The organism is Pseudomonas sp. MWU16-30317, assembly GCF_020515695.1.
GTDB lineage: Bacteria > Pseudomonadota > Gammaproteobacteria > Pseudomonadales > Pseudomonadaceae > Aquipseudomonas.
In genome coordinates, this window is record NZ_JAIWJA010000001.1 from 464,758 (window position 1) to 483,452 (window position 18,695).

The 18,695-nt window shown below is 63.5% G+C and carries 14 protein-coding genes; 8 read left to right on the plus strand and 6 right to left on the minus strand.

Annotated features, from left to right (window positions below; genetic code table 11):
• Nucleotides 1–2 precede the first annotated feature (2 nt).
• Genes LIX93_RS02170 through LIX93_RS02190 form a run of 5 tightly spaced genes read left to right on the plus strand, consistent with a single transcriptional unit; the run spans nucleotide 3 to nucleotide 7,628 of the window.
• Nucleotides 3–1,385 (plus strand): efflux transporter outer membrane subunit, encoded by a 1,383-nt coding sequence (locus tag LIX93_RS02170; protein WP_226502366.1) that lies wholly within the window; start codon nucleotides 3–5, stop codon nucleotides 1,383–1,385.
• 8 nt (nucleotides 1,386–1,393) lie between these two features.
• Nucleotides 1,394–2,566 (plus strand): efflux RND transporter periplasmic adaptor subunit, encoded by a 1,173-nt coding sequence (locus LIX93_RS02175; protein WP_226502367.1) that lies wholly within the window; start codon nucleotides 1,394–1,396, stop codon nucleotides 2,564–2,566.
• The gene (locus LIX93_RS02180; protein WP_226502368.1) at nucleotides 2,563–5,643 is read left to right on the plus strand and encodes an efflux RND transporter permease subunit; all 3,081 of its coding nucleotides are present in this window, start codon (nucleotides 2,563–2,565) and stop codon (nucleotides 5,641–5,643) included. Before LIX93_RS02175 ends, LIX93_RS02180 begins: the two co-directional genes overlap by 4 nt.
• A gap of 25 nt (nucleotides 5,644–5,668) precedes the next feature.
• A complete protein-coding gene (locus tag LIX93_RS02185) occupies nucleotides 5,669–6,943 on the plus strand; it encodes a HAMP domain-containing sensor histidine kinase (protein WP_226502369.1) in 1,275 nt (424 codons plus the stop codon).
• A gap of 10 nt (nucleotides 6,944–6,953) precedes the next feature.
• Nucleotides 6,954–7,628, plus strand: a complete 675-nt coding sequence (locus LIX93_RS02190; protein WP_226502370.1) for a response regulator transcription factor — start codon at nucleotides 6,954–6,956, stop codon at nucleotides 7,626–7,628.
• A gap of 185 nt (nucleotides 7,629–7,813) precedes the next feature.
• Here the strand turns inward: LIX93_RS02190 and LIX93_RS02195 are convergent, their stop codons facing one another.
• The 5 genes from LIX93_RS02195 to LIX93_RS02215 form a co-directional block, all read right to left on the minus strand.
• A complete protein-coding gene (locus LIX93_RS02195) occupies nucleotides 7,814–8,758 on the minus strand; it encodes a hypothetical protein (RefSeq protein ID WP_226502371.1) in 945 nt (314 codons plus the stop codon).
• Nucleotides 8,759–8,972: 214 nt separating this feature from the next.
• A complete protein-coding gene (locus LIX93_RS02200; protein ID WP_226502372.1) occupies nucleotides 8,973–10,097 on the minus strand; it encodes an ABC transporter substrate-binding protein in 1,125 nt (374 codons plus the stop codon).
• The gene (locus tag LIX93_RS02205) at nucleotides 10,098–12,206 is read right to left on the minus strand and encodes a TonB-dependent receptor (RefSeq protein WP_226502373.1); all 2,109 of its coding nucleotides are present in this window, start codon (nucleotides 12,204–12,206) and stop codon (nucleotides 10,098–10,100) included.
• A gap of 12 nt (nucleotides 12,207–12,218) precedes the next feature.
• The gene (locus LIX93_RS02210; protein WP_226502374.1) at nucleotides 12,219–12,983 is read right to left on the minus strand and encodes an ABC transporter ATP-binding protein; all 765 of its coding nucleotides are present in this window, start codon (nucleotides 12,981–12,983) and stop codon (nucleotides 12,219–12,221) included.
• Nucleotides 12,980–13,999 (minus strand): iron ABC transporter permease, encoded by a 1,020-nt coding sequence (locus LIX93_RS02215; protein WP_226502375.1) that lies wholly within the window; start codon nucleotides 13,997–13,999, stop codon nucleotides 12,980–12,982. The genes LIX93_RS02210 and LIX93_RS02215 overlap by 4 nt, the downstream gene beginning before the upstream one ends.
• 265 nt (nucleotides 14,000–14,264) lie before the next feature.
• On the opposite strand from LIX93_RS02215, the gene LIX93_RS02220 reads away from it, so the two are divergent.
• Nucleotides 14,265–14,822 carry a DUF924 family protein gene (locus LIX93_RS02220; protein ID WP_226502376.1) on the plus strand — a complete coding sequence of 186 codons (558 nt, stop codon included), beginning with the start codon at nucleotides 14,265–14,267 and terminating at the stop codon, nucleotides 14,820–14,822.
• 108 nt (nucleotides 14,823–14,930) lie between these two features.
• On the plus strand, nucleotides 14,931–15,572 hold the full coding sequence (locus LIX93_RS02225; protein ID WP_226502377.1) for an HAD-IA family hydrolase: 642 nt from the start codon (nucleotides 14,931–14,933) through the stop codon (nucleotides 15,570–15,572).
• A 66-nt stretch (nucleotides 15,573–15,638) separates the two neighbouring features.
• On the opposite strand, the gene LIX93_RS02230 is transcribed toward LIX93_RS02225, so the two are convergent.
• On the minus strand, nucleotides 15,639–16,985 hold the full coding sequence (locus LIX93_RS02230; RefSeq protein ID WP_226502378.1) for a sodium:proton antiporter: 1,347 nt from the start codon (nucleotides 16,983–16,985) through the stop codon (nucleotides 15,639–15,641).
• A gap of 243 nt (nucleotides 16,986–17,228) precedes the next feature.
• Here LIX93_RS02230 and LIX93_RS02235 point away from each other — a divergent pair, with 243 nt between their 5' ends.
• On the plus strand, nucleotides 17,229–18,677 hold the full coding sequence (locus LIX93_RS02235) for an ATPase domain-containing protein (protein ID WP_226502836.1): 1,449 nt from the start codon (nucleotides 17,229–17,231) through the stop codon (nucleotides 18,675–18,677).
• Nucleotides 18,678–18,695 lie beyond the last annotated feature (18 nt).

Here is an 18,695-nt window from a genome sequence, read left to right on the forward strand (position 1 = left end):
CGATGTCTCGTGGATTGATCAACGTTCCTGCCATAGCCCTGCTGGCGACCCTGGCCGGCTGTTCCCTGGTGCCCAGCTACCACACGCCCGAGCTGCCGGTGGCCGATCACTGGGACGGTCAGTCCGTGGTCGCGCCGGCCGCTGGGGGGCAGTGGTGGAAAGGCTTCGCCAGCCCCGAACTCGATCAACTGATCGACCAAGGCCTGAACCACAACTACGACCTCAAGGCCGCCATCAGCCGCATCGACGAAGCCCAGGGCTCTGCCCAAGTGGCGGGTGCGGCGCAGTTCCCTCAGGTCAGCCTCGGTGGCCTCAAGCAACGCCAGAACAACTACGGCGTCACGCCCAAGGCCAGCGTGTTCGGCGAAGCCACTTACGAGTTGGATTTTTGGGGCAAGAACCGCGCCCGGGCCAATTCCGCTGACGCTCTGGCCAAGGCCACGGTGTTCGACGCCCAGACCCTGCGCATGACCCTGAGCGCCGACATCGCCAACGCCTACTTCACGGTGCTGTCGCTGGACGAACGCCTGAACCTCGCGCGCTCGATCGCCAACGACGCCCAGCAAGTGCTCGACCTGGTGCAGTACCAGGCCAGTCAGGGGGCGGTGTCCAACCTTGAGGTCGAGCAACAGCGCAACGCCCTGCAAACCTTCCAGGCGGCCGTGCCGACCTTGCAGCAACAGCGCGATCAGGCCCTGTATCAACTGGCCGTGCTGACCGGCGTGCCCCCTCTGGGCTTCAGCATCCATGGCCCGGCGCTGCACACCTTGCAAACACCGCAGCCGTCGGCCGGCTTGCCTATCGGCCTGCTGCGTCAGCGCCCGGACGTGCAGGCGGCCGAGGCGCGGGTCAAGTCTGCCAACTTCGATGTCGGCGTCGCCCGTGCGGCCTTTTTGCCGAGCTTGTCCATTGACGTGTTGGCTGGCGTCGACACCCTGGCAGGTGGCGGGATCTGGAGTGCCATCGGCACCCTGGCCCAGCCGGTATTCACGGGCGGCCAACTCAAGGGGCAGCTCACGTTCGATGAGGCCCATGTGCAGGAGCTGATCGCCAGCTACCGGCAATCGATGCTGGTGGCGTTGCAAGACGTCGAAACCCAGCTCAGCGCCACCCGCGAGCTGGACAAGAACTACAGCCTGAGCCAGGCCGCCGTCACCTCGGCCCGTGAAGCCGCGCGCCTGGCGCAAGTGCGCTACCGCCTCGGCTCCACGGACTTCCAGACCCTGCTGATCGTCGAACGCACCCAGTACCAGGCCGAAGACTCGTTGCTGCAAGTGCGCCTGGCTCATTTGCAGGCGGCTGTCGGCCTGTTCCGCGCCTTGGGTGGCGACTTCTCGCCGCAGGCCATTGCTGCGTCCACTTCTTCCCAGGCTATCGACCGATGAATGCCCCGATGAATGTCCAAGACCCTGTTGTAAAACCTCGGCTGCGCCTGCGTTCGATGGTCATCCTCGTGGCGCTCGCCGCCTTGGTCGCGGTGGTTTATTTCTATTGGCCAGCGTCAAAACCGGTCAGCGGCCACGCTGGCGGCGGCCCGGTGCCGGTGCGGGTGGCCAAGGTCACTCAGCAGGACTTGCCGATCTGGCTCGACGCTATCGGCAACGTCCAGGCCCTCAACACCGTGAACGTACGGGTACGTGTGGATGGCGAGCTGCAGAAAGTGCTGTTCCAAGAGGGGCAGACGGTCAAGGCCGGCAGTTTGCTGGGGCAGATCGATCCGCGCGTCTATCAGGCCCAGGTCGATCAGGCCAAAGCGCTGGTGGCCAAGGACCAGGCGCAGTTGGCCAGCCTCAAGGTCAACCTCGATCGTGCCGTCAACCTGGCCAATGCCAAGGCCGGGCCGACCCAGGATGTCGATACCTATCGCGCCGAGGTCGCTGCCCAGGTGGCGGCGGTGCAGGCGGACCAGGCCGCGCTGGACAACGCTCGTCTGCAACTGGAATTCACCCAGGTGCGCGCACCGATCGACGGCCGCACCGGCCAGCGCCTACTGGATGTCGGCGCCATTGCCCACGGCGCCGAGGCCACGGGCCTGGTGACCATCACCCAGATGAACCCGATCACCGTGGCCTTTGCCGTGTCTCAGGACCAGTTGCCGGAAATCCTTGAGGAATACGCCAAGGGCCAGCCCCTGCAAGTAGTGGCGCTGCGCCGTGACGGCAGCAAGACCTTGGCCAGCGGCGCGTTGAGTTTTATCGACAGTCAGGTGGCCGCCAGCAGCGGACAGATCCAGCTCAAGGCGCAGTTCGACAACAGCCAGAGCCAGCTGTGGCCGGGTGAACTGGTGAGCGCGCGGTTGCTGGTCAACACCCAGCGCGGCGTGACCGTGGTGCCCGCCAACGCCGTGCAGTTGGGCCGCGACGGCAACTTCGTCTATGTGCTCGGTGCCGATGACAAGGTCCAGGTGCGCCCGGTCAAGGCTCAGCAAGTGGTCGACGGCATGCAGTGGATCACCCGCGGCGTGCAGCCCGGTGAAACCGTCGTCATCCAAGGCCAGTCGCGGATCGCCAGCGGCGTCAAAGTCACGGTGCTGCCGCCTGCGGTCGAGCCGGCGGTGCAGCCATGAACGCGCTGGTCAGCCTGATTCAGCGGCGTGTCGGCCTGTGCATGCTGGCGGCGGGTGTGTTGCTGTTGGGGATTTTCTCCTACCTGCAACTGCCGGTAGCAGCCTTGCCGACCGTGGATTTCCCGACCATTCAGGTCACCGCGACGCTGTCCGGTGCCAGCGCCGAGACGATGGCCTCATCGGTGGCCACGCCCTTGGAACGCGCCTTCGCCGCCGTGCCGCAGGTCACCTCGATGACCTCGTCGAGCGCCGCCGGCAAGACCCAGATCGCCCTGCAGTTCGACCTCAATCGCAACATCGACGGCGCGGCCGGTGATGTCCAGGCGGCGCTGTCGGCAGCCAAGTCGCAGCTGCCGAAAACCATGACCACCGACCCGACCTTCCACAAGATCAACCCGGCCGAAGCCACCGTGCTGTCGCTCGCGGTCACATCACCGACGCGCACGCTGCCCGAGCTCAACCTGTATGCCGACAACTACCTGGCGCAGCGCCTGTCGCAACTGCCCGGCGTCGGCCAGGTGGATTTCCACGGCCAGCAGGTGCCGGCCATCCGCATCCAGATCGACCCCGATGCCATGGCGGCCCGTGGCCTGACGCTCGAGGACGTGCGCAGCATCGTCGGCATCAGCACCCTCGACCAGCCCAAGGGCAACCTCGACGGGCCGACGCGTACCGTCACCCTGGGCACCTCCGACCAGTTGCTCGAACCCCAGGGCTATCGCGATCAGGTGGTCGCCTACCGCAATGGCGTGCCGATCAAGGTCAGCGATATCGGCCGGGTGGTGGCGGGCGCCGAGGACACCGAGCAGTACGCGCGCATCAATGGCGAGCCGACGGTGATCGTCGACATCCACAAGCAGCCGGGCTTCAACGTGCTCTCGACCATCAACGGCATCAAGGCCAACCTGCCGGTGCTCACCGCCTCCCTGCCGCGAGACGTGCAGATCGTGGTGGCTGGCGACCGGACCCAGACCATCGACGCGTCAATCAAGGACGTGCAGTTCACCCTGATGATCTCGGTGTTGCTGGTGGTCGTGGTCATCTACCTGTTCCTGCGCAAGGCCACCGCCACGCTGATCCCGGCGATGACCATACCGCTGTCGCTGATCGGCACCTTTGGGGTCATGTATCTGCTCGGCTACAGCCTCGACAACCTGTCGATCATGGGCCTGGCCATTGCCGTCGGCTTTGTGGTCGACGACGCCATCGTGGTCATGGAAAACATCGTCCGCCACCTGGAGATGGGCAAGTCGCGCCTGCAGGCCGCCGGCGATGGCTTGCGCGAGGTGGGCTTTACCATCGTCTCGATGACCGTCTCGCTGATCGCGGTGTTCTTGCCGATCCTGTTGATGTCGGGGATGGTCGGACGCTTGATGCGCGAGTTCGCGGTGACGGTCAGCGTGGCGATCCTGGTGTCGTGCGTGGTGTCCTTGACCATGACGCCGATGCTCTGCGCCTGGCTGCTCAAACCCCATGCGGAGGACAAGCCGGCGAATCGCTTCGAGCGTGCCTGCGAAAACGTGCTGGATCATATCAATGAAGGCTACCGGCGCAGCCTTGACTGGGTGCTGGGCCACCAACGCCTGACCCTGGCCTTCGCCATCGCCACGGTGCTGGCCACCGGCGCGCTGTATGTGATCATCCCCAAGGGCTTTTTCCCGCAGCAAGACACTGGCCTGATGACCGGTATCGCTGAAAGCGGCGCGGACACCTCGCCCGCGCAGATGCTGGATCTGGTATCGCAGGTCGCCGCCGTGGTGCAGGCCGACCCGGCGGTAGCCAAGGTGTACTTCTGGATCGGGCCCAACCCGACCGTCAGCCAGGCGCGGCTGGTGGTCAACCTCAAGCCGTTCGAGGCGCGCACGGTCAGCGCCCAGCAAGTCATCCGGCGCCTGCAACCGGCACTCAATGCGGTGCCGGGCATCAAGCTGTACCTGCAACCCCAGCAGGACATTCAGGTGGGCGGGCGGGTCAGCAAGACCCAATACCAATACACCCTGCAGGACCCGGACAGCGCCGAGCTGGAGCGTTGGAGCACGGTGCTGATGGACAAGCTCAAGACCCTGCCGCAATTGACCGGCGTGACCTCGGACCAGCAGCAGGGCACTAACCAGGCGACCCTGACCATCGACCGCGCCACGGCGGCGCGGCTGGGGGTGAGTATCCAGGCCATCGACGATGTGCTCTATGACGCGTTTGGCCAGCGCCAGGTGGCGACGATGTTCACCGCGCTGGACCAGAACCACGTGATCCTCGAGCTGGACCCGAGCTGGCAGACCTCGACCCAGACCCTCTCGCACCTCTATGTACGGTCCACCAGTGGCGCGATGGTGCCGCTCGACCTGGTAACTCACCTCAGCCACGAACAGGTGCCGATCATCATCAACCACCAGGGCGTGTTCCCGGCGATCACCTTGTCGTTCGACCTGGCACCGGGCATGGCACTGAGCGATGCGGTCAACGCCATCGATCAGGCCGCCTTGCAGGTGGGGCTGCCGGATGCCGTGCAGGGCAGCTTCCAAGGCACCGCGCAGGCGTTCCAGGCTTCGCTCAAGTCCCAGCCGTGGCTGATTCTGGCGGCGATCATCACCGTGTATATCGTGCTCGGCGTGCTGTACGAGAATGCCATTCATCCGCTGACCATCATCTCGACCCTGCCGTCGGCCGGGTTCGGCGCGCTGCTGGCCTTGCTGTTGGCGGGGCTCGACCTGTCGGTGCTGGGCATGATCGGCATCATTCTGCTGATCGGTATCGTCAAGAAGAACGCGATCATGATCGTCGACTTCACCCTTGAGTGTCAGCAGCGCGGCATGGCGCCGGTGGACGCGGTGCGCGAGGCCTGCCTGCTGCGCCTGCGGCCGATTCTGATGACCTCGATGGCTGCCTTGTTGGGCGCTATCCCGCTGGCTTTCGGGCACGGTGCCGGCGCCGAGCTGCGTCAGCCACTGGGCATCACAATTGTTGGCGGACTGCTGGTATCGCAAGTGCTTACCCTGTATACCACCCCCGTGGTCTATCTTTGGTTCGAGCGTCGCCGCACCAGAGGGTTGGTTATCAGGGGGAACGTACCGGTTTGAGGTCGGTGCGTCGTTTTGGAGCGTTATGGAATTCAAACAAAGCCTGGCGAGGCGAATCGTTGTGGTCTTCGCCTTGATGAGCGCCTTTGTCGCAGGCGTGTTCGCCGTCGGTATCGTGGCCACCGTGCATGTGGTGGAGCGCAAGCTGACCACCATCAGCCTGAGCGGCAACCTGCATCGCCTGTTGATGATGGACAACGCCGATGATTGGCGTTTCCAGCCGGACAAGGACGAACTCTTCTTCGCCACCGAAGGCCAGGGCGACCTGGCCATGGCCGATGACCTCAAGCCGCTGCCAGAAGGCTTTCAGGAAATCAGCCGCGACGACAAGACCTACTACGCCATGGTCCAGACCGTGGGCGATCGCAAGTACGTGCTGCTGCGGGACCAGGAAGACCTCAAGCAGCGCGAGCGTTTGCTGTTCACCGTGGTCACCTCCGGCTTCGTGCTGAGTATCATCCTCGCCGTGCTGCTGGGCTGGATGCTTGCCCGGCGAGTGATGGCCCCGGTCATCCGCTTGTCGCGCCAGGTGCGCCACCGTGATCAGTTGCTGGAGATGGCGCCGCCGTTGTCCCCGGATTACGCCGCCGACGAGGTGGGCGAGGTTGCCCTGGCCTTCGATGAGGCCTTGAGCAAGCTGCGCGCGGCGCTGGGGCGCGAGCAGATGTTCACCAGCGATGTCAGCCACGAGCTGCGCACGCCGTTAATGATCCTCGCCAGCTCCTGCGATGTACTGCTCGAAACCTCGGTGCTGGACCCGCGCGCCCGTCAGCAGGTGACGCGGATCTCCCGCGCTACCGAGGCGATGACGCAGTTGGTGGCGACCTTTTTGCTGCTGGCACGGGACAAGGACAACGTCACCGCCCAGGGCAATCTGGTGACCCTGCGGGCGACCGCCGACGAGTTGACGGAAATCTGGGGCAAGCAGATCGAGGCCAAGGGGCTCGAATTCATCTACCGTCCCGACGACGCGATGACCGGCCTCTACAATCAGACATTCCTGCATTCGGTCATGGGTAACCTGCTACGCAATGCCTGGCACTACTCGGATCACGGTTTTGTCAGCCTGACGCTGACGCCGACCGGCTTCACGGTCGAGGACAGCGGTATCGGTATTGCCCCGGATCAACAGGACGCGATGTTCGAACCGTTCATACGCGGGCCGGAAAAACGCGGCGAAGGGCTGGGCCTGGGCCTGTCCCTGGTGCAGCGAATCTGCACCAGCCAAGGCTGGGAAGTCAGCCTGAGCACCCGCGAACCCAATGGCTGCCGGTTCACCGTGCAGCTGCTAAAAGTTTAGGAGACGCCCGATGCGTATTCTTGTGGTGGAAGATCACCAGGACATTCACGACAACCTGATCGAATTCTTCACGCTCAAAGGCCATGAGGTAGAAGGGGCCCTTACCGGGCTGACCGGGTTGAACCTGGCGGCCTCCAAGCCGTTCGATGCGATCGTCCTGGATATCATGCTGCCCGGCATCGACGGCAACCAGATCTGCCATACGCTGCGTCATCACTCCAAGTCCAACGTGGCGATCGTGATGCTCAGTGCTCGGGACGAATTGGCCGACCGCTTGAGGGGCTTCGATGTCGGCGCCGACGATTACGTCACCAAGCCCTTTGCGATGAGCGAGGTGCTGGCGCGGATCGAAGCGGTGGTGGCGCGGCGCAGCCGCAAGGGTAATCGCATGCTCAAGGTCGGTGCCCTGCATTTCGACCTCGACACCCTGGAGGTGACCCGTGGCGGGCTGCTGCTCAAGTTCAACCCGACCAACCTGAAGATTCTCGAACTACTGATGCGCAAGAGCCCTGGTATCGTGCAGCGCAAAGAGCTGGAAGAGGCGGTGTGGGGCCGCGATGTGCCGAGCAGCGATAGCTTGCGCAGCAACATTCATTTGTTGCGTCGCACCCTGGACAGGGACTTCGAACAGCCCATGCTGCACACCGTGCATGGCCTGGGTTACAAGCTAGCGCAAGACGCCTAGGCGAGGATCAGCGGCTATCAAAACAGTCGGCCCCCGCACCTGGAGAGGGGCGGGGGCCGAGGGCAGTGCTACCGGTTCATGACCTGTCAGTGCATGAACAGCGCGATCAGGATGATGATAGGGATTGGCACGCCGAGAAAGAACAACAGTAATGAACGCATGATGGATCTCCTTTCGGGTTGGATTCAGAGCGCGCTGGCGCGGTGATGTTCGGTTTCGACATAGACCACTGCGTCGCGGCGACGACCACCGTAGATGGCCGCGAAGCTGGCGAAGAACGCGCCACACAGCAGCGCTACGAACATCCACAGCGAAGCGGTAGCGGCCACCTTGGCAGCCTGATCGGCGGCTTTCTGCGCGGCGACCTTGGCATCTTCTACGCTCTGGCGAGCCTGGCCATATACCTGATCGACCCGTTGTTCAGCCTGAGCCTGGGTCAGGCTAGTGCGCTGGGTGACCATCTGCGCCAGATAGGCGCGATCGTCGGCAGCCAGTTGACCACCGTTGGAGATCGTACGCGCGATGATCCGGCCTACCACACCGTGCGCGGCATCGTCGCTGACGGCTACGGGGCGGGTGTCGCGGAACAGGGCATCGATGAAGTAGCCATAGGGATCGCTGCTATTGGCTGCGGCCGCGCCAGCAACGCTTGCGCCGCCAGCCACCACTGCCGCACCTGCTTTGGCGCCGCCGCTGACCACGGCGCTGGCAGAGCCTACCACCAGGGCTACGGTCACCAGCGTGGCAACTGCCCAGGACAGAAAGCCGTGGGCGGTATCGCGGAAGTACACCTCATCACCGTGAGTGTTGACCCAGCGTGAACGCAAGCGGCCCGCCAGATAACCACCCATGCCAGCGGCGATGATCTGCGTCAGGGCCAGCCACACGATCGAGGAAACGCCCAAGGTAGTCGCGCTGGCGCCATGATCGGCCCAGGGCGACATGGCGGAGAAGCCAAGGCCGGTACCGAGCAGGATCAAGATCAGCGACAGGGCCGCGGCTCCGGCCGCACCGGCGAAGATGGCCGCCCAGGAGATACCTGATCGGTGGGTGTGGCTGCGGTCCAGTGCAGCGTCTCGTCCAAGCCCTGCGGGCTGGGTCAGGGCAGATGTTTCGGCGTAGGTAACCATTTTTGTGCTACTCCATGTCGCGGGCAGTGAAGATCCAGAAGGGATCCATACCACTGTAGGAGCAGGCGGCGTGCCAATTTTTGCAATTAATAAAATCCTTTAAATTCATATGGTTGCATAAATATGTAAATCCATTTTCATGCAGTTTGCATGATTGGCCTGGCAATTCCGGGCGAACTGCACAGCGAAGAGGCCAGCCAGGTGACTCGAGCTCCTAGGGCGCCAGCCCCTTGAGGATGCGTTGCGCCTCGGCCGTCGTCAGCGGGTAATCAAAGAAGCGCCGGTAGAAATCCATGGTTTTGGCGACCATATCAACCTCCTTGAAGCGCTCCGGGTGCAGTTGCTGTGCCGCCCACTCCAGCTGCAACGCCACCTCGGTGCCGTAGCGATCCCAAGGGAACACCCCGGCCGGATTACGCACCACATGCCCCTGTTGCACGGCGGGCAGTTGCTGCAACAGCGATGATGGGCTGATATCCCCGGCGTTGGCGGCGAGGACGATCAAATCCGGCTGCCAGACCAGCAACTGCTCGGCCGAGACCGGCTGCAGGTTGCCCTTGAGGCCCACGGCGGCGTTGCGCCCGCCCGCCAGTTGGATCCACTGATCGATCAAGGTATCGCTGCCATCGACCTTCAACGGATCGAGCGAAGCGATGTGCAACACCCTTGGGCGTTGGGCCTGAGGCACATCGGCTACGCGGGCTTCGACCGTCGCCAGTTGCTCGTCCAGATAGCGGTTATAGGCCTTGGCCCGTTCCAGCGGCTGTGCGCCGCCCAGCGCCTGCGCGGTGGCCAGCATGGAGCGCTGCAACCCCGGCAGGTCGGTGTAGCCCATGCGCATCACCGGCACCCCAGCTTGCTCATAAGCCATTGCCTGGCGATCGCCGGTGCTGGTGAACACCAAATCGACGCGGTCACTCAGTAAGGTTTCGACATTGAAGGCCGTGCCATTGATGGCGGTGGCCTGGCCGAGGCTGGGCAGCACCTTGAACATCCAAGGTTGGCCTTGAGGGTGATTGACCGTGGCGACGATCCGCTGGCCGGCGCCGAGAGTCATCAGCAGCACGTGGTGCGCGTACCAGCCATCGGCGATGCGGTGCACCTGGGCAGGTACCGTGACCTCGCGGCCGCTGTCGTCGCGTATCTGTCGCGCCACGCCGTCCTCGGCGGCAGCGGGCTGTGGCCGCGAAGCGAGCGCTGCAATCTGCGAAGAATCGGCAGCAACCGCAGGCGCTGCGGCGTCAGCCATGACCCCTTCGTGGGCAGAGCCCGCTCCCACATGGGCGAGCAGCAGGGCCGCCAGTAACAGGCGGCATCGAGTCGAGGTGAGCCAGGCCATCTACAGATCCACCTGCACAGACGCCTGCAGCATCCGCGGCGCACCCAGGCTGGCGCTGGTCTGCCCGGCGCCGGTGTAGCCGTTCAGCCCGCCGGGGACGATGTTGGTCCAGTAATGGCTGTTGCCGACGTTGGTCATTTCCAGGCGATACACCGTGTCGCGCTTGAGTACGCGCGTGCTGTAGCTGGCGCCCAGGTCGAAGGTCTCGTAGCTGCTTACCCAGTGGTCGTTGCTGTCATCGATCGGTCGCGCGCTCATGTAGCGGGCATTGAGGTTGACTGCCAGGCCCGGCACTTGCTCGATCTGGTAGGTGGTCAGCAGGCTGGCGGTGGTGCGCGCCAGGCCGACGATGCGCGTGTCGTCGGTGCTGGGGGTGGCGGTGTCGAGCAGTTTCGGGTCGAGCCAGGTGATGCCGCCGAACACCCGCAGGTTGCGGGTCAAGCTGCCGTCGGCCATGAACTCCAGGCCGCGGTTGCGTTGCTGGCCGGCCACGGCATAGACGTTGTTTTGCGCATAAGCGAACGGGCGTTTCATCTGGAACGCTGCCAACGACAGGTTGACGCCATCGACCACCCATTTGCCGCCGACTTCCACCATGCGGCTGCGGTAGGGCGAAAGGATCTGCCCGGCATTGAGACTGCCCGCCGGGATGCTGTCGCCCTGTTGCAAGCTGTCGGCGTAGGTCACGTACAGGGTCAAGTCGTCGATTGGCTTGTACATCAAGCTCTCGGCGCTGCTGATGCCGGTGGCCTGGTTGGCGAAATGCCCGCCTGTGGTCGTGTAATTGTCAGTGGTCAGGCGATTCTGGCTGCCACTGAGCATCAGGCTCCACTGCGGGTTGAAAGTCAGGGTGTCAGCGACTATCAGCGAGCGTTGGCTGGCGTTGGCCGAGTGGTAGCGGTCGGTGAAGTCCGGGTAGTCCGGTTCGGCGAAGTTGGCTGGATCGCCCAGCGAGGCGGTGCCCAGTTTTTGTGTCGCACCGGCCACCGGGTTGTAGTTGTCCCAGTCAAAACCGCTGAGCCCGAACGTCAACTGGTGCTGGATGGCGCCGGTGTACACCGTGCCATTGAGGTTGGCCAGGTAGCTGTTGATGGTGAAGCGGCTCGCCGTGGCGCTGGAGACGGTGCTGGCATAGCGGCCGGCGTTGTCGGTGAAGGTGTTGGTGACGGCCGTGGATTCGCGATCGGCGATTTGCCGCAGCGCGCCGATGTCGAGCTTCCAGTTGTCATCGAGGTTGTGCTTGAAATGCACGCTGGCGGTGTCGGTGGTGTTGTTGTCACCGGCGTAGTTCTGCCCCAGGTTGCTGCGGGTCGCGTCAAGGGCGTGGGGCAGGGTGACGCCATTGCCGCTGGTGGCGAATTTGCCTGGGAAGCCTTTGTCCAGATAGTTGTAGTGGCTCAGATTGGTCTCGATGATGCTGTCGTCACTGAGCTGAAAATCGGTGGCCAGGCTCACCAACTGGCGGCGCAAGGTGCTGCCGGGCGCGTAGCTGTGGCCTTGCTCGTCGACCAGGTTGAGACGGTACTTGATCTTGCCTTCCGGATCGAAGGGGCCGCTGAGGTCGACCGCCTTGAGCCAGCTCATGCCGGTGCCCAGGCCAACCGTGACGCGGTTGCGGGTGAAGTCCGTAGGGCGCTTGGACAGCAGGTTGAAGGTGCCTGCGGGGTTGGCCGGGCCATACAGCGAACCCGATAAGCCGCTGAGCACCTCGACGCCGCCCAGTTGCTCGGCGGGGTAGTCGGTGGTGGACACCACGTTGAGCCCGTCCAGGCGGCTGTTCTGCACGACGCTGCCCTGAAAGCCGCGGGTTTGCGGGCGCGCGCCATCGGCCTGGACCGACGGCAGGTAGCGGATCATGTCCTTGAAGCTCTTGAGCTGCTGGTCTTCGGTCAGCTCGCGGGGCACCACGCTGACGGAGTAGGGGGTGTCCTGCAACCTGCGTTCGCCCATCGGCCCGACTGTGGCGGATTTATCCCGTGCTTGCTGCTGGGCGCTGTCCACGGCGCTGACGTCGATCGGCGCCAGTTGCACCTCGTCGGCGTGGGCCAGGTGAACCGCAGCGCTGAGCAGCAGTGGGGTGAAAGTCAGGCAACGGCGACGGTGCTGCATGGTCTGGAGTTCTCACAGGGGGACAAAAAAGCGTTGGCCTTCGGTGTCGATCTGCCGCACCGAGACGTGATAGAGGCGTTGCATCAGCGCGCTGTCGATCACCGCAGCAGGCGCGCCGTCGCCGATCAGCAGGCCGTCATGCAGGACCAGCACGCGGTTGCTGGCGGCCAGCGCCTGCTCCGGGCGGTGACTGCTCGACAGCACGCACAGGCCTTGCTCGGCCAGGCGCTGGAGCAGGGCCAGCAGGCGTAATTGATGGCCGAAATCCAGGCCGGTGATGGGCTCGTCGAGGACGATGATGCGCGCTTGCTGCACCAGCGCCCGAGCGATCAGCACCAATTGCCGCTCGCCGCCGGACAGCTCGGTGTACACCCGCGTGCGCAAGGCTTCGATGCCCAGTTGCGCCAAGGCGTGGCTGACCGCCTGGAGATCGGCGCTGGCCGGCGCGCGACCCAGGCCGGTGACCGGCAAGCGGCCTTGGGCGATGATGTGCTCGACCGTATAGGGGAAGCTCGGCACATGGCTTTGTGGTACGTAGGCCATTTGTTGGGCGATGGCGCGGCGGCTGAGAGCGCTGAGGGGTTGGCTGCCCAGATACACCTCACCGCTGGCGGGGCGAATCAGCCCCAGCAACAGGCGCAGCAGGGTGCTTTTGCCGGCCCCATTGGCGCCGAGCAGGGCGATGTTGTCGCCGGGGTTGAGGGTCAGCGAAATGTCCTGGAGGATCACCCGCCGACCCAGCCGATAACTGAGCGCTTCGCAACGCAACAACGTCATAGCCAGCCCTTGCGCACGCGCTGCAGCACCAGCACGAAGGCCACGGCGCCGAACAGTTCGGTGATGATCCCCAGCGGAATCTCGCCGGGGGTCAGGCTGCGCGCGGCGCCGTCAGCGGCCAGCAGAAACACCCCGCCCAGGCAGGCGCTGACCGGCAGGAGCCGGGCGTTGCTCGGGCCTGCCAGCAGGCGCGCCAGGTGCGGCACCAGCAGGCCGACCCAACCGACCATGCCCGCCAGGCTCACGGTGAGCGCGCAGATCAAGGTGGCCAGCACTATCACCCCGTAGCGGATGGTGCGTACCGGTACGCCGAGGCTGTGGGCCTCGTCGTCACTGAGCGACAGCGCGTCGATGGCGCGGCCCCCCAGGCACAGCACGGCGATGCCCAGCGTCAGCAGCGGCGCGATCACCCATAGCGCCTGGTGGTCGACTGCGCTGAGGCTGCCGAGCAACCAGTAGACGATGCTCGGCAGTTGATCGACCGGGTCGGCCAGGTACTGCGTGATCGACAGCAACGCGGTGAACAGCGCGTTGGCGACGATGCCACCGAGCACCAGCAACAGGATCGAGGGGTTGTGAAACAGATTGGCGATGCCTACCCCGACTGCCACGGCGATCAACCCGGTGACGCAAGCCAGCGCCGGGATGGCCAGGCCGTGCAGTTGCAGGATGATCCCCAGCGCCGCGCCGAACGCACAGCCGCTGAGCACGCCCAGCAGGCCCGGTGACACCAGCGGGTTGCGGAACACTGCCTGATAGGCCGCCCCGGATACCGACAACCCGGCGCCCACAAGCAGGCCGGCGACCACGCGCGGCAGCCGCGACTCGACGATCAGGCCATGCAGCAGCGCAAAGCGCCCGGCCGGCATGTCGCCCAGGCCGGCAGAGGCTTTGATGAATTGCATGCATTCGCTCAGGGATATCGCATAGCGCCCGCAGAGCAACGCCAGCAGGCTTGCCGCCAGCAGCGACAGGGCGCTGAGCCACGGCAGGGAGGATCGGGGGAGGCGGGGCATTGAACGCTCAGGGAACTCGGTGTGTAGCGGAATATATAGCGATAGGCTACGGAGTGCTACCTAGAGGGCTTGGAGCTGAGTTTTCTTTCACGCTATCAGCCTGGTCATCGCTGAATGTGCTGGGTGCTTCGCGGGCAGCCTTTGCGCCCTGATCGATTGAAACCATTTGTAAAATCTCCCATTCCGTATCAAATTCGTTACTACTCGCGAAGCCGCATGGCCTCGTACCTGGATTTTTCGGCAGTCAGGTTCTGGAGAACACAAGATGGCGAATGGACAATCGGCAACGATGGATCACCAGGCTGTGATCGATTTCTGGCTGGCGGCGGGGCGTGAACGCTGGTTCGCCAAGGACCTGCAGTTCGACGATGCGTTTCGCCAGCGTTTTATCGACCTGCACCTGGCGGCGGCGCGTCGCGAGCTCGAAGCCTGGCTGGATGCCCCGGACAGCGCCCTGGCCCTGTTGATCCTGCTGGATCAGTTCCCGCGCAACGCCTTTCGCGACACCGCGCATATGTTCGCCACCGATGCCCTGGCCTGTCATTACGCCCGCCAGGTGGTCGATGCGGGCCTCGATGAACAGGTCGAGCCAGATTTGCGCCAATTCTTCTATCTGCCGCTCGAGCATTCCGAACGCCTTGCCGACCAGAACCTGTCGGTGGCGTTCAACCGCGGCATCAGTGCAGAAACCCTGCACCACGCCGAACTCCACCGCGACGTGATTGCGCGCTTCGGGCGGTTCCCTCATCGCAATCGGCTGCTGGGTCGGGAAAGCTCGTCCGAGGAGTTGGCGTTCCTCGATGCCGGAGGTTTCGCCGGTTGAGGCGCGATGCCAGGTGAACTATAGGGAGTCGGATCGATCAGATGGGCGTTACGCCCGGGGGTACGCCGTTGGCGGTCGCGGGCAAATGAATGAGCCGAGGAGTGGCATGTGGCTATCAAAGGTGTGATTTTCGATTCCGATGGAACTCTGGTCGACAGCGAGAACGTCGCGGCGGGTCTGCTGCACAAGATGTTGATCGAACGCGGCATTGAACTACCCGAGGCCGAAGTGCTGCGGCGTTTTCGCGGCGTGCAGTTCGCGGTGTTCATCGCCGAACTGTGCAAGGAGCACCCGAGCCTGGATGGCGAGCCGTTCATGGTGGCGTTCCGCGAGCGCAGCCTGGACCTGTTTCGCCAGGGCCTGCAGCCCATGCCAGGGGCGAAGGCCTTCGTTGCCAGCCTCGACCTGCCAAAGTCGGTAGCCTCCAATGGCCCGCGTTTGAAAATCGAAACCTGTTTGGGGCAGGCCGGCCTGCTCGAACACTTCGAGCATATCGCCAGTGCCTATGAGGTGCGTTCCTGGAAGCCGGCGCCGGGGTTGATCATCGAGGCGGCCAGATTGCTGGGGCTACAGCCCCATGAATGCCTGCTGGTCGAGGACAGCATCGCCGGGGCCGAAGCGGGCCTGGCTGCCGGGGCGCAGGTGGCGGGCTTTGGCGAGTTCGATTTCTCGACCTTCGACAACGCCGCCAATTTTCACCGCACCCCGACCTATGACGATGTGAGCGCGTTGCTTCAGCGGTTGCGTTAAAAACCTTTGCTCCGTCGTGGCTGGCGAGGTCTGCTCGCGAAGAGGCCTTCAATAACCCCGGTCAGTTCACGTCTGACCGCTATTGCGGCGTTCGTAGTGCTCCAGCAACGGCTGGGTGCTGATGCCATGCAAGAGGATGCTCAGGGCTACCACCGACACCGTCAGGCTGATGCAGGTCCGCGCCACGTCATCGGGCAATCCATGACCCAGCGCGAAGCACAGGTAATAGATCGAACCGATCCCGCGGATCCCGAACCAGCCGAGCAAGGCGCGCTGATGGCCGTTGAGCAAACGTCGGCCCACCAGCAGCCACACGCTCAACGGACGAATCACGCAGAACAGGGCCAGCCCCAGGCCCATGGCGCGCCAGTCCCAGTAACTGGCCAGCAGCGTACCCAGCAAGGTAATCAGCAATACTTCCATGGAGCGTTCCACCAGGCTGCCAAAGGCGAGCATGTCCCCCATCATCACCCCGGCGGCCAGTTGCGGAGCCTCGAGTTCATCGTAATTGCCGGCCACCGCCTGCTCGGGCTTGGCCGAATGGCTATGGCCCAGCACGGGTTGGGTCAGGTGCTCGGACGGCACCTCGCTGCGCGACGAGCGTGCCTCGGCCTGACGCACGCCGAGCCCGGCGGCGAACACCGACAAAAAGCCGAACGCGCCCACCGCCGACGCCGCCACATAGCTCAGCGCTATCAGCGCCAAGGCCAGGAAGTCATTGGGCGACAAGGTGCTGTCGGCATGCTTGATGCGCAGGTAGATCATCAACTGGCCGATCAACCGCCCCAGCGCATAGCCGATGAACAGTCCGACCGGCACCGCCCACAGCAGATTTTTCAGTGCCCAGTCGCCGACCCAATCGACGTTCAGCGTGCCCTGCTGCAGCAACAACAGGCTGAAGATCACGAACGGGAACGCCGTACCGTCGTTCAGGCCTGCTTCGCCGGACAGGCCAAAGCGCACTCGGTCCAGGTCCTGGGCATTGTTGACCTGCACCATGTTAGCCAGTACCGGATCGGTGGGCGCGAGCATCGCGCCGAGCAGCGCCGCCACGCCCCAGCTCAGGTTCAAGGCGTAATGGGCCACCAGGGTCACGCCCAGAATGGTGGCGATCATCACCGGGCCCGCCAGCATATAGGCGGCGCGCCAGGCCGAGCGTCCCAGGGACAGGCGCAGTTTGATGCCGGTGCCGAACAGCGAAAACAACACTGCGACTTCGGTCAGGCGTTCCAGCCAGGGCGCGGCGTCGCGCAGATCCAGATCGAACAGATTCAAGCCCAATGGGCCGATGGCCAGGCCGAACAGCAGGCACACCGCCGAGGTGGTGACCGGCAGCCAGCGCAAATAGGAAGAAGTAAGCGCCAGTATCAGCAACAGGACGCCCATTACCGTCAGGCAAAGGATAAAACTCATGAAACCTCGCGGCCAGGTGGAAGAGCAGGGGGCCCACAGGCCATGCAGATGTGACTTTGCCCGGCCGCAATAGTTGACTCTTTTGCTGTCAATACTCTTTTCAATGCAGAAAATGTCCGAAGCGGATAGAATCGCCGCTAATTTCCAAGCGCCTACCCCGCCAAGGCTTACAACCCCTTGGCTCCCGGCGCTAATCGCGCTTGCGCAGCAGACTTCTAGCGACAACTTACAAAGGCAGACCGGATCTTGGAACAGCTAAAACGCCTCAAGAGCGGAATAGAAGGGCTCGACGCCTTGTTGAAAGGCGGCTTGGTGGCCGGTTCGTCCTATATCATCCAAGGCCGTCCGGGCTCTGGCAAAACCATTCTGGCCAACCAGTTGGGCTTCAATCATGTGCGCAATGGCGGCCGTGTACTGGTCGCCACCTTGCTGTCCGAATCCCATGAGCGATTGTTCCAGTACCTGTCCACCCTGAGCTTCTTCGACGCCTCGAAGATCGGCGGCGACATTCAGTTCGTCAGCGCTTTCGATACGCTGGAAAACGAAGGCCTGGACGAAGTGGTCAAGCTGTTGCGCCGTGAGATCGTTCGCCAGAAAGCCACGGTGATGATCGTCGACGGATTGCTCAACGCGCGCTCCAAGGCCGACTCGCAGATCGACACGAAAAAATTCATTTCCGAGCTGCAAGGGCATGCCGCCTTCGCCGGTTGCACCGTGCTGTTCCTGACCAGTTCGCGGCTGGACGACGGTAGCCCGGAACACACTATGGTCGACGGCGTCATCGAGATGGGGGAAGAGCTGTTCGGCACCCGTTCGGTGCGCCGTATCCAATTGCGCAAGACCCGCGGCAGCGGTGCGCTGTCGGGCCTGCACGAATGCGAGATCACCGATGACGGCATCGTCATCTATCCGCGCCTCGAAGCGCTGTACGGTCATCCGTCGCGCGCCGATCAGGCCGACATGACGCGAGTCACCAGCGGCATGGCCTCGCTCGACGGCTTGATCGGCGGTGGCCTGTCGCGCTCGTCGGTGACCTTGGCTATGGGCCCTTCGGGTATCGGCAAGACCAGCCTGGGGATCAACTTTCTGGCGGCGTCCACGCCTGAAGAGCCCGGCTTGCATTTCGGTTTCTACGAGACGCCGCAGCGCCTGTGCATGAAGGCCCACGCGCTGGGTTTCGACTTCACCGGCATGCTCGATTCAGGCGCCCTGCATGTCGCCTGGCAGCCCACTACCGACGGATTGCTCGACGGTCTGGGCGCCTACCTGCTGCGCCTGGTGGACGAGAAAAACATCAAGCGCGTACTGATCGACAGCCTTGGAGGCATGACGCGCGTTGCCACCAGTCCGGTGCGTCTGACGGAGTTCTTCAGTGCCCTGATGGGCGAGTTGCGCTCTCGCGGTGTGACGGTATTTACCACTTGGGAAGTGCGCGGGTTATTTGGGCCCGAAATAACCTCGCCAGTGCCTGATTTGTCCAGTGTGGTCGACAATATCCTGCTGATGCGTTTCGTTGAATTTGAATCTGAACTTAAGCGCTTGCTGACCATTCTTAAAGTCAGAGACAGTATTTACGATTCATCCTTGCTGGAGATGGTCATCAAAGATAAGGGCATAAACCTGAGCAAGGCCGCATTCAAAAATGCCGAGTCCGTGCTCTCAGGTACCGCTACCACGACAACAAGTCGCTGATGTCATCCGGATCGATGT

What these genes read in the sequence shown, in the direction of transcription:
- LIX93_RS02230 (WP_226502378.1), bottom strand. Translation starts at nt 16,985, where the DNA reads ATGAGTTTTATCCTTTGCCTGACGGTAATGGGCGTCCTGTTGCTGATA.
- LIX93_RS02200 (WP_226502372.1), bottom strand. Translation starts at nt 10,097, where the DNA reads ATGGCCTGGCTCACCTCGACTCGATGCCGCCTGTTACTGGCGGCCCTG.
- LIX93_RS02210 (WP_226502374.1), bottom strand. Translation starts at nt 12,983, where the DNA reads ATGACGTTGTTGCGTTGCGAAGCGCTCAGTTATCGGCTGGGTCGGCGG.
- LIX93_RS02205 (WP_226502373.1), bottom strand. Translation starts at nt 12,206, where the DNA reads ATGCAGCACCGTCGCCGTTGCCTGACTTTCACCCCACTGCTGCTCAGC.
- LIX93_RS02170 (WP_226502366.1), top strand. Translation starts at nt 3, where the DNA reads ATGTCTCGTGGATTGATCAACGTTCCTGCCATAGCCCTGCTGGCGACC.
- LIX93_RS02185 (WP_226502369.1), top strand. Translation starts at nt 5,669, where the DNA reads ATGGAATTCAAACAAAGCCTGGCGAGGCGAATCGTTGTGGTCTTCGCC.
- LIX93_RS02180 (WP_226502368.1), top strand. Translation starts at nt 2,563, where the DNA reads ATGAACGCGCTGGTCAGCCTGATTCAGCGGCGTGTCGGCCTGTGCATG.
- LIX93_RS02215 (WP_226502375.1), bottom strand. Translation starts at nt 13,999, where the DNA reads ATGCCCCGCCTCCCCCGATCCTCCCTGCCGTGGCTCAGCGCCCTGTCG.
- LIX93_RS02175 (WP_226502367.1), top strand. Translation starts at nt 1,394, where the DNA reads ATGAATGTCCAAGACCCTGTTGTAAAACCTCGGCTGCGCCTGCGTTCG.
- LIX93_RS02190 (WP_226502370.1), top strand. Translation starts at nt 6,954, where the DNA reads ATGCGTATTCTTGTGGTGGAAGATCACCAGGACATTCACGACAACCTG.
- LIX93_RS02195 (WP_226502371.1), bottom strand. Translation starts at nt 8,758, where the DNA reads ATGGTTACCTACGCCGAAACATCTGCCCTGACCCAGCCCGCAGGGCTT.
- LIX93_RS02220 (WP_226502376.1), top strand. Translation starts at nt 14,265, where the DNA reads ATGGCGAATGGACAATCGGCAACGATGGATCACCAGGCTGTGATCGAT.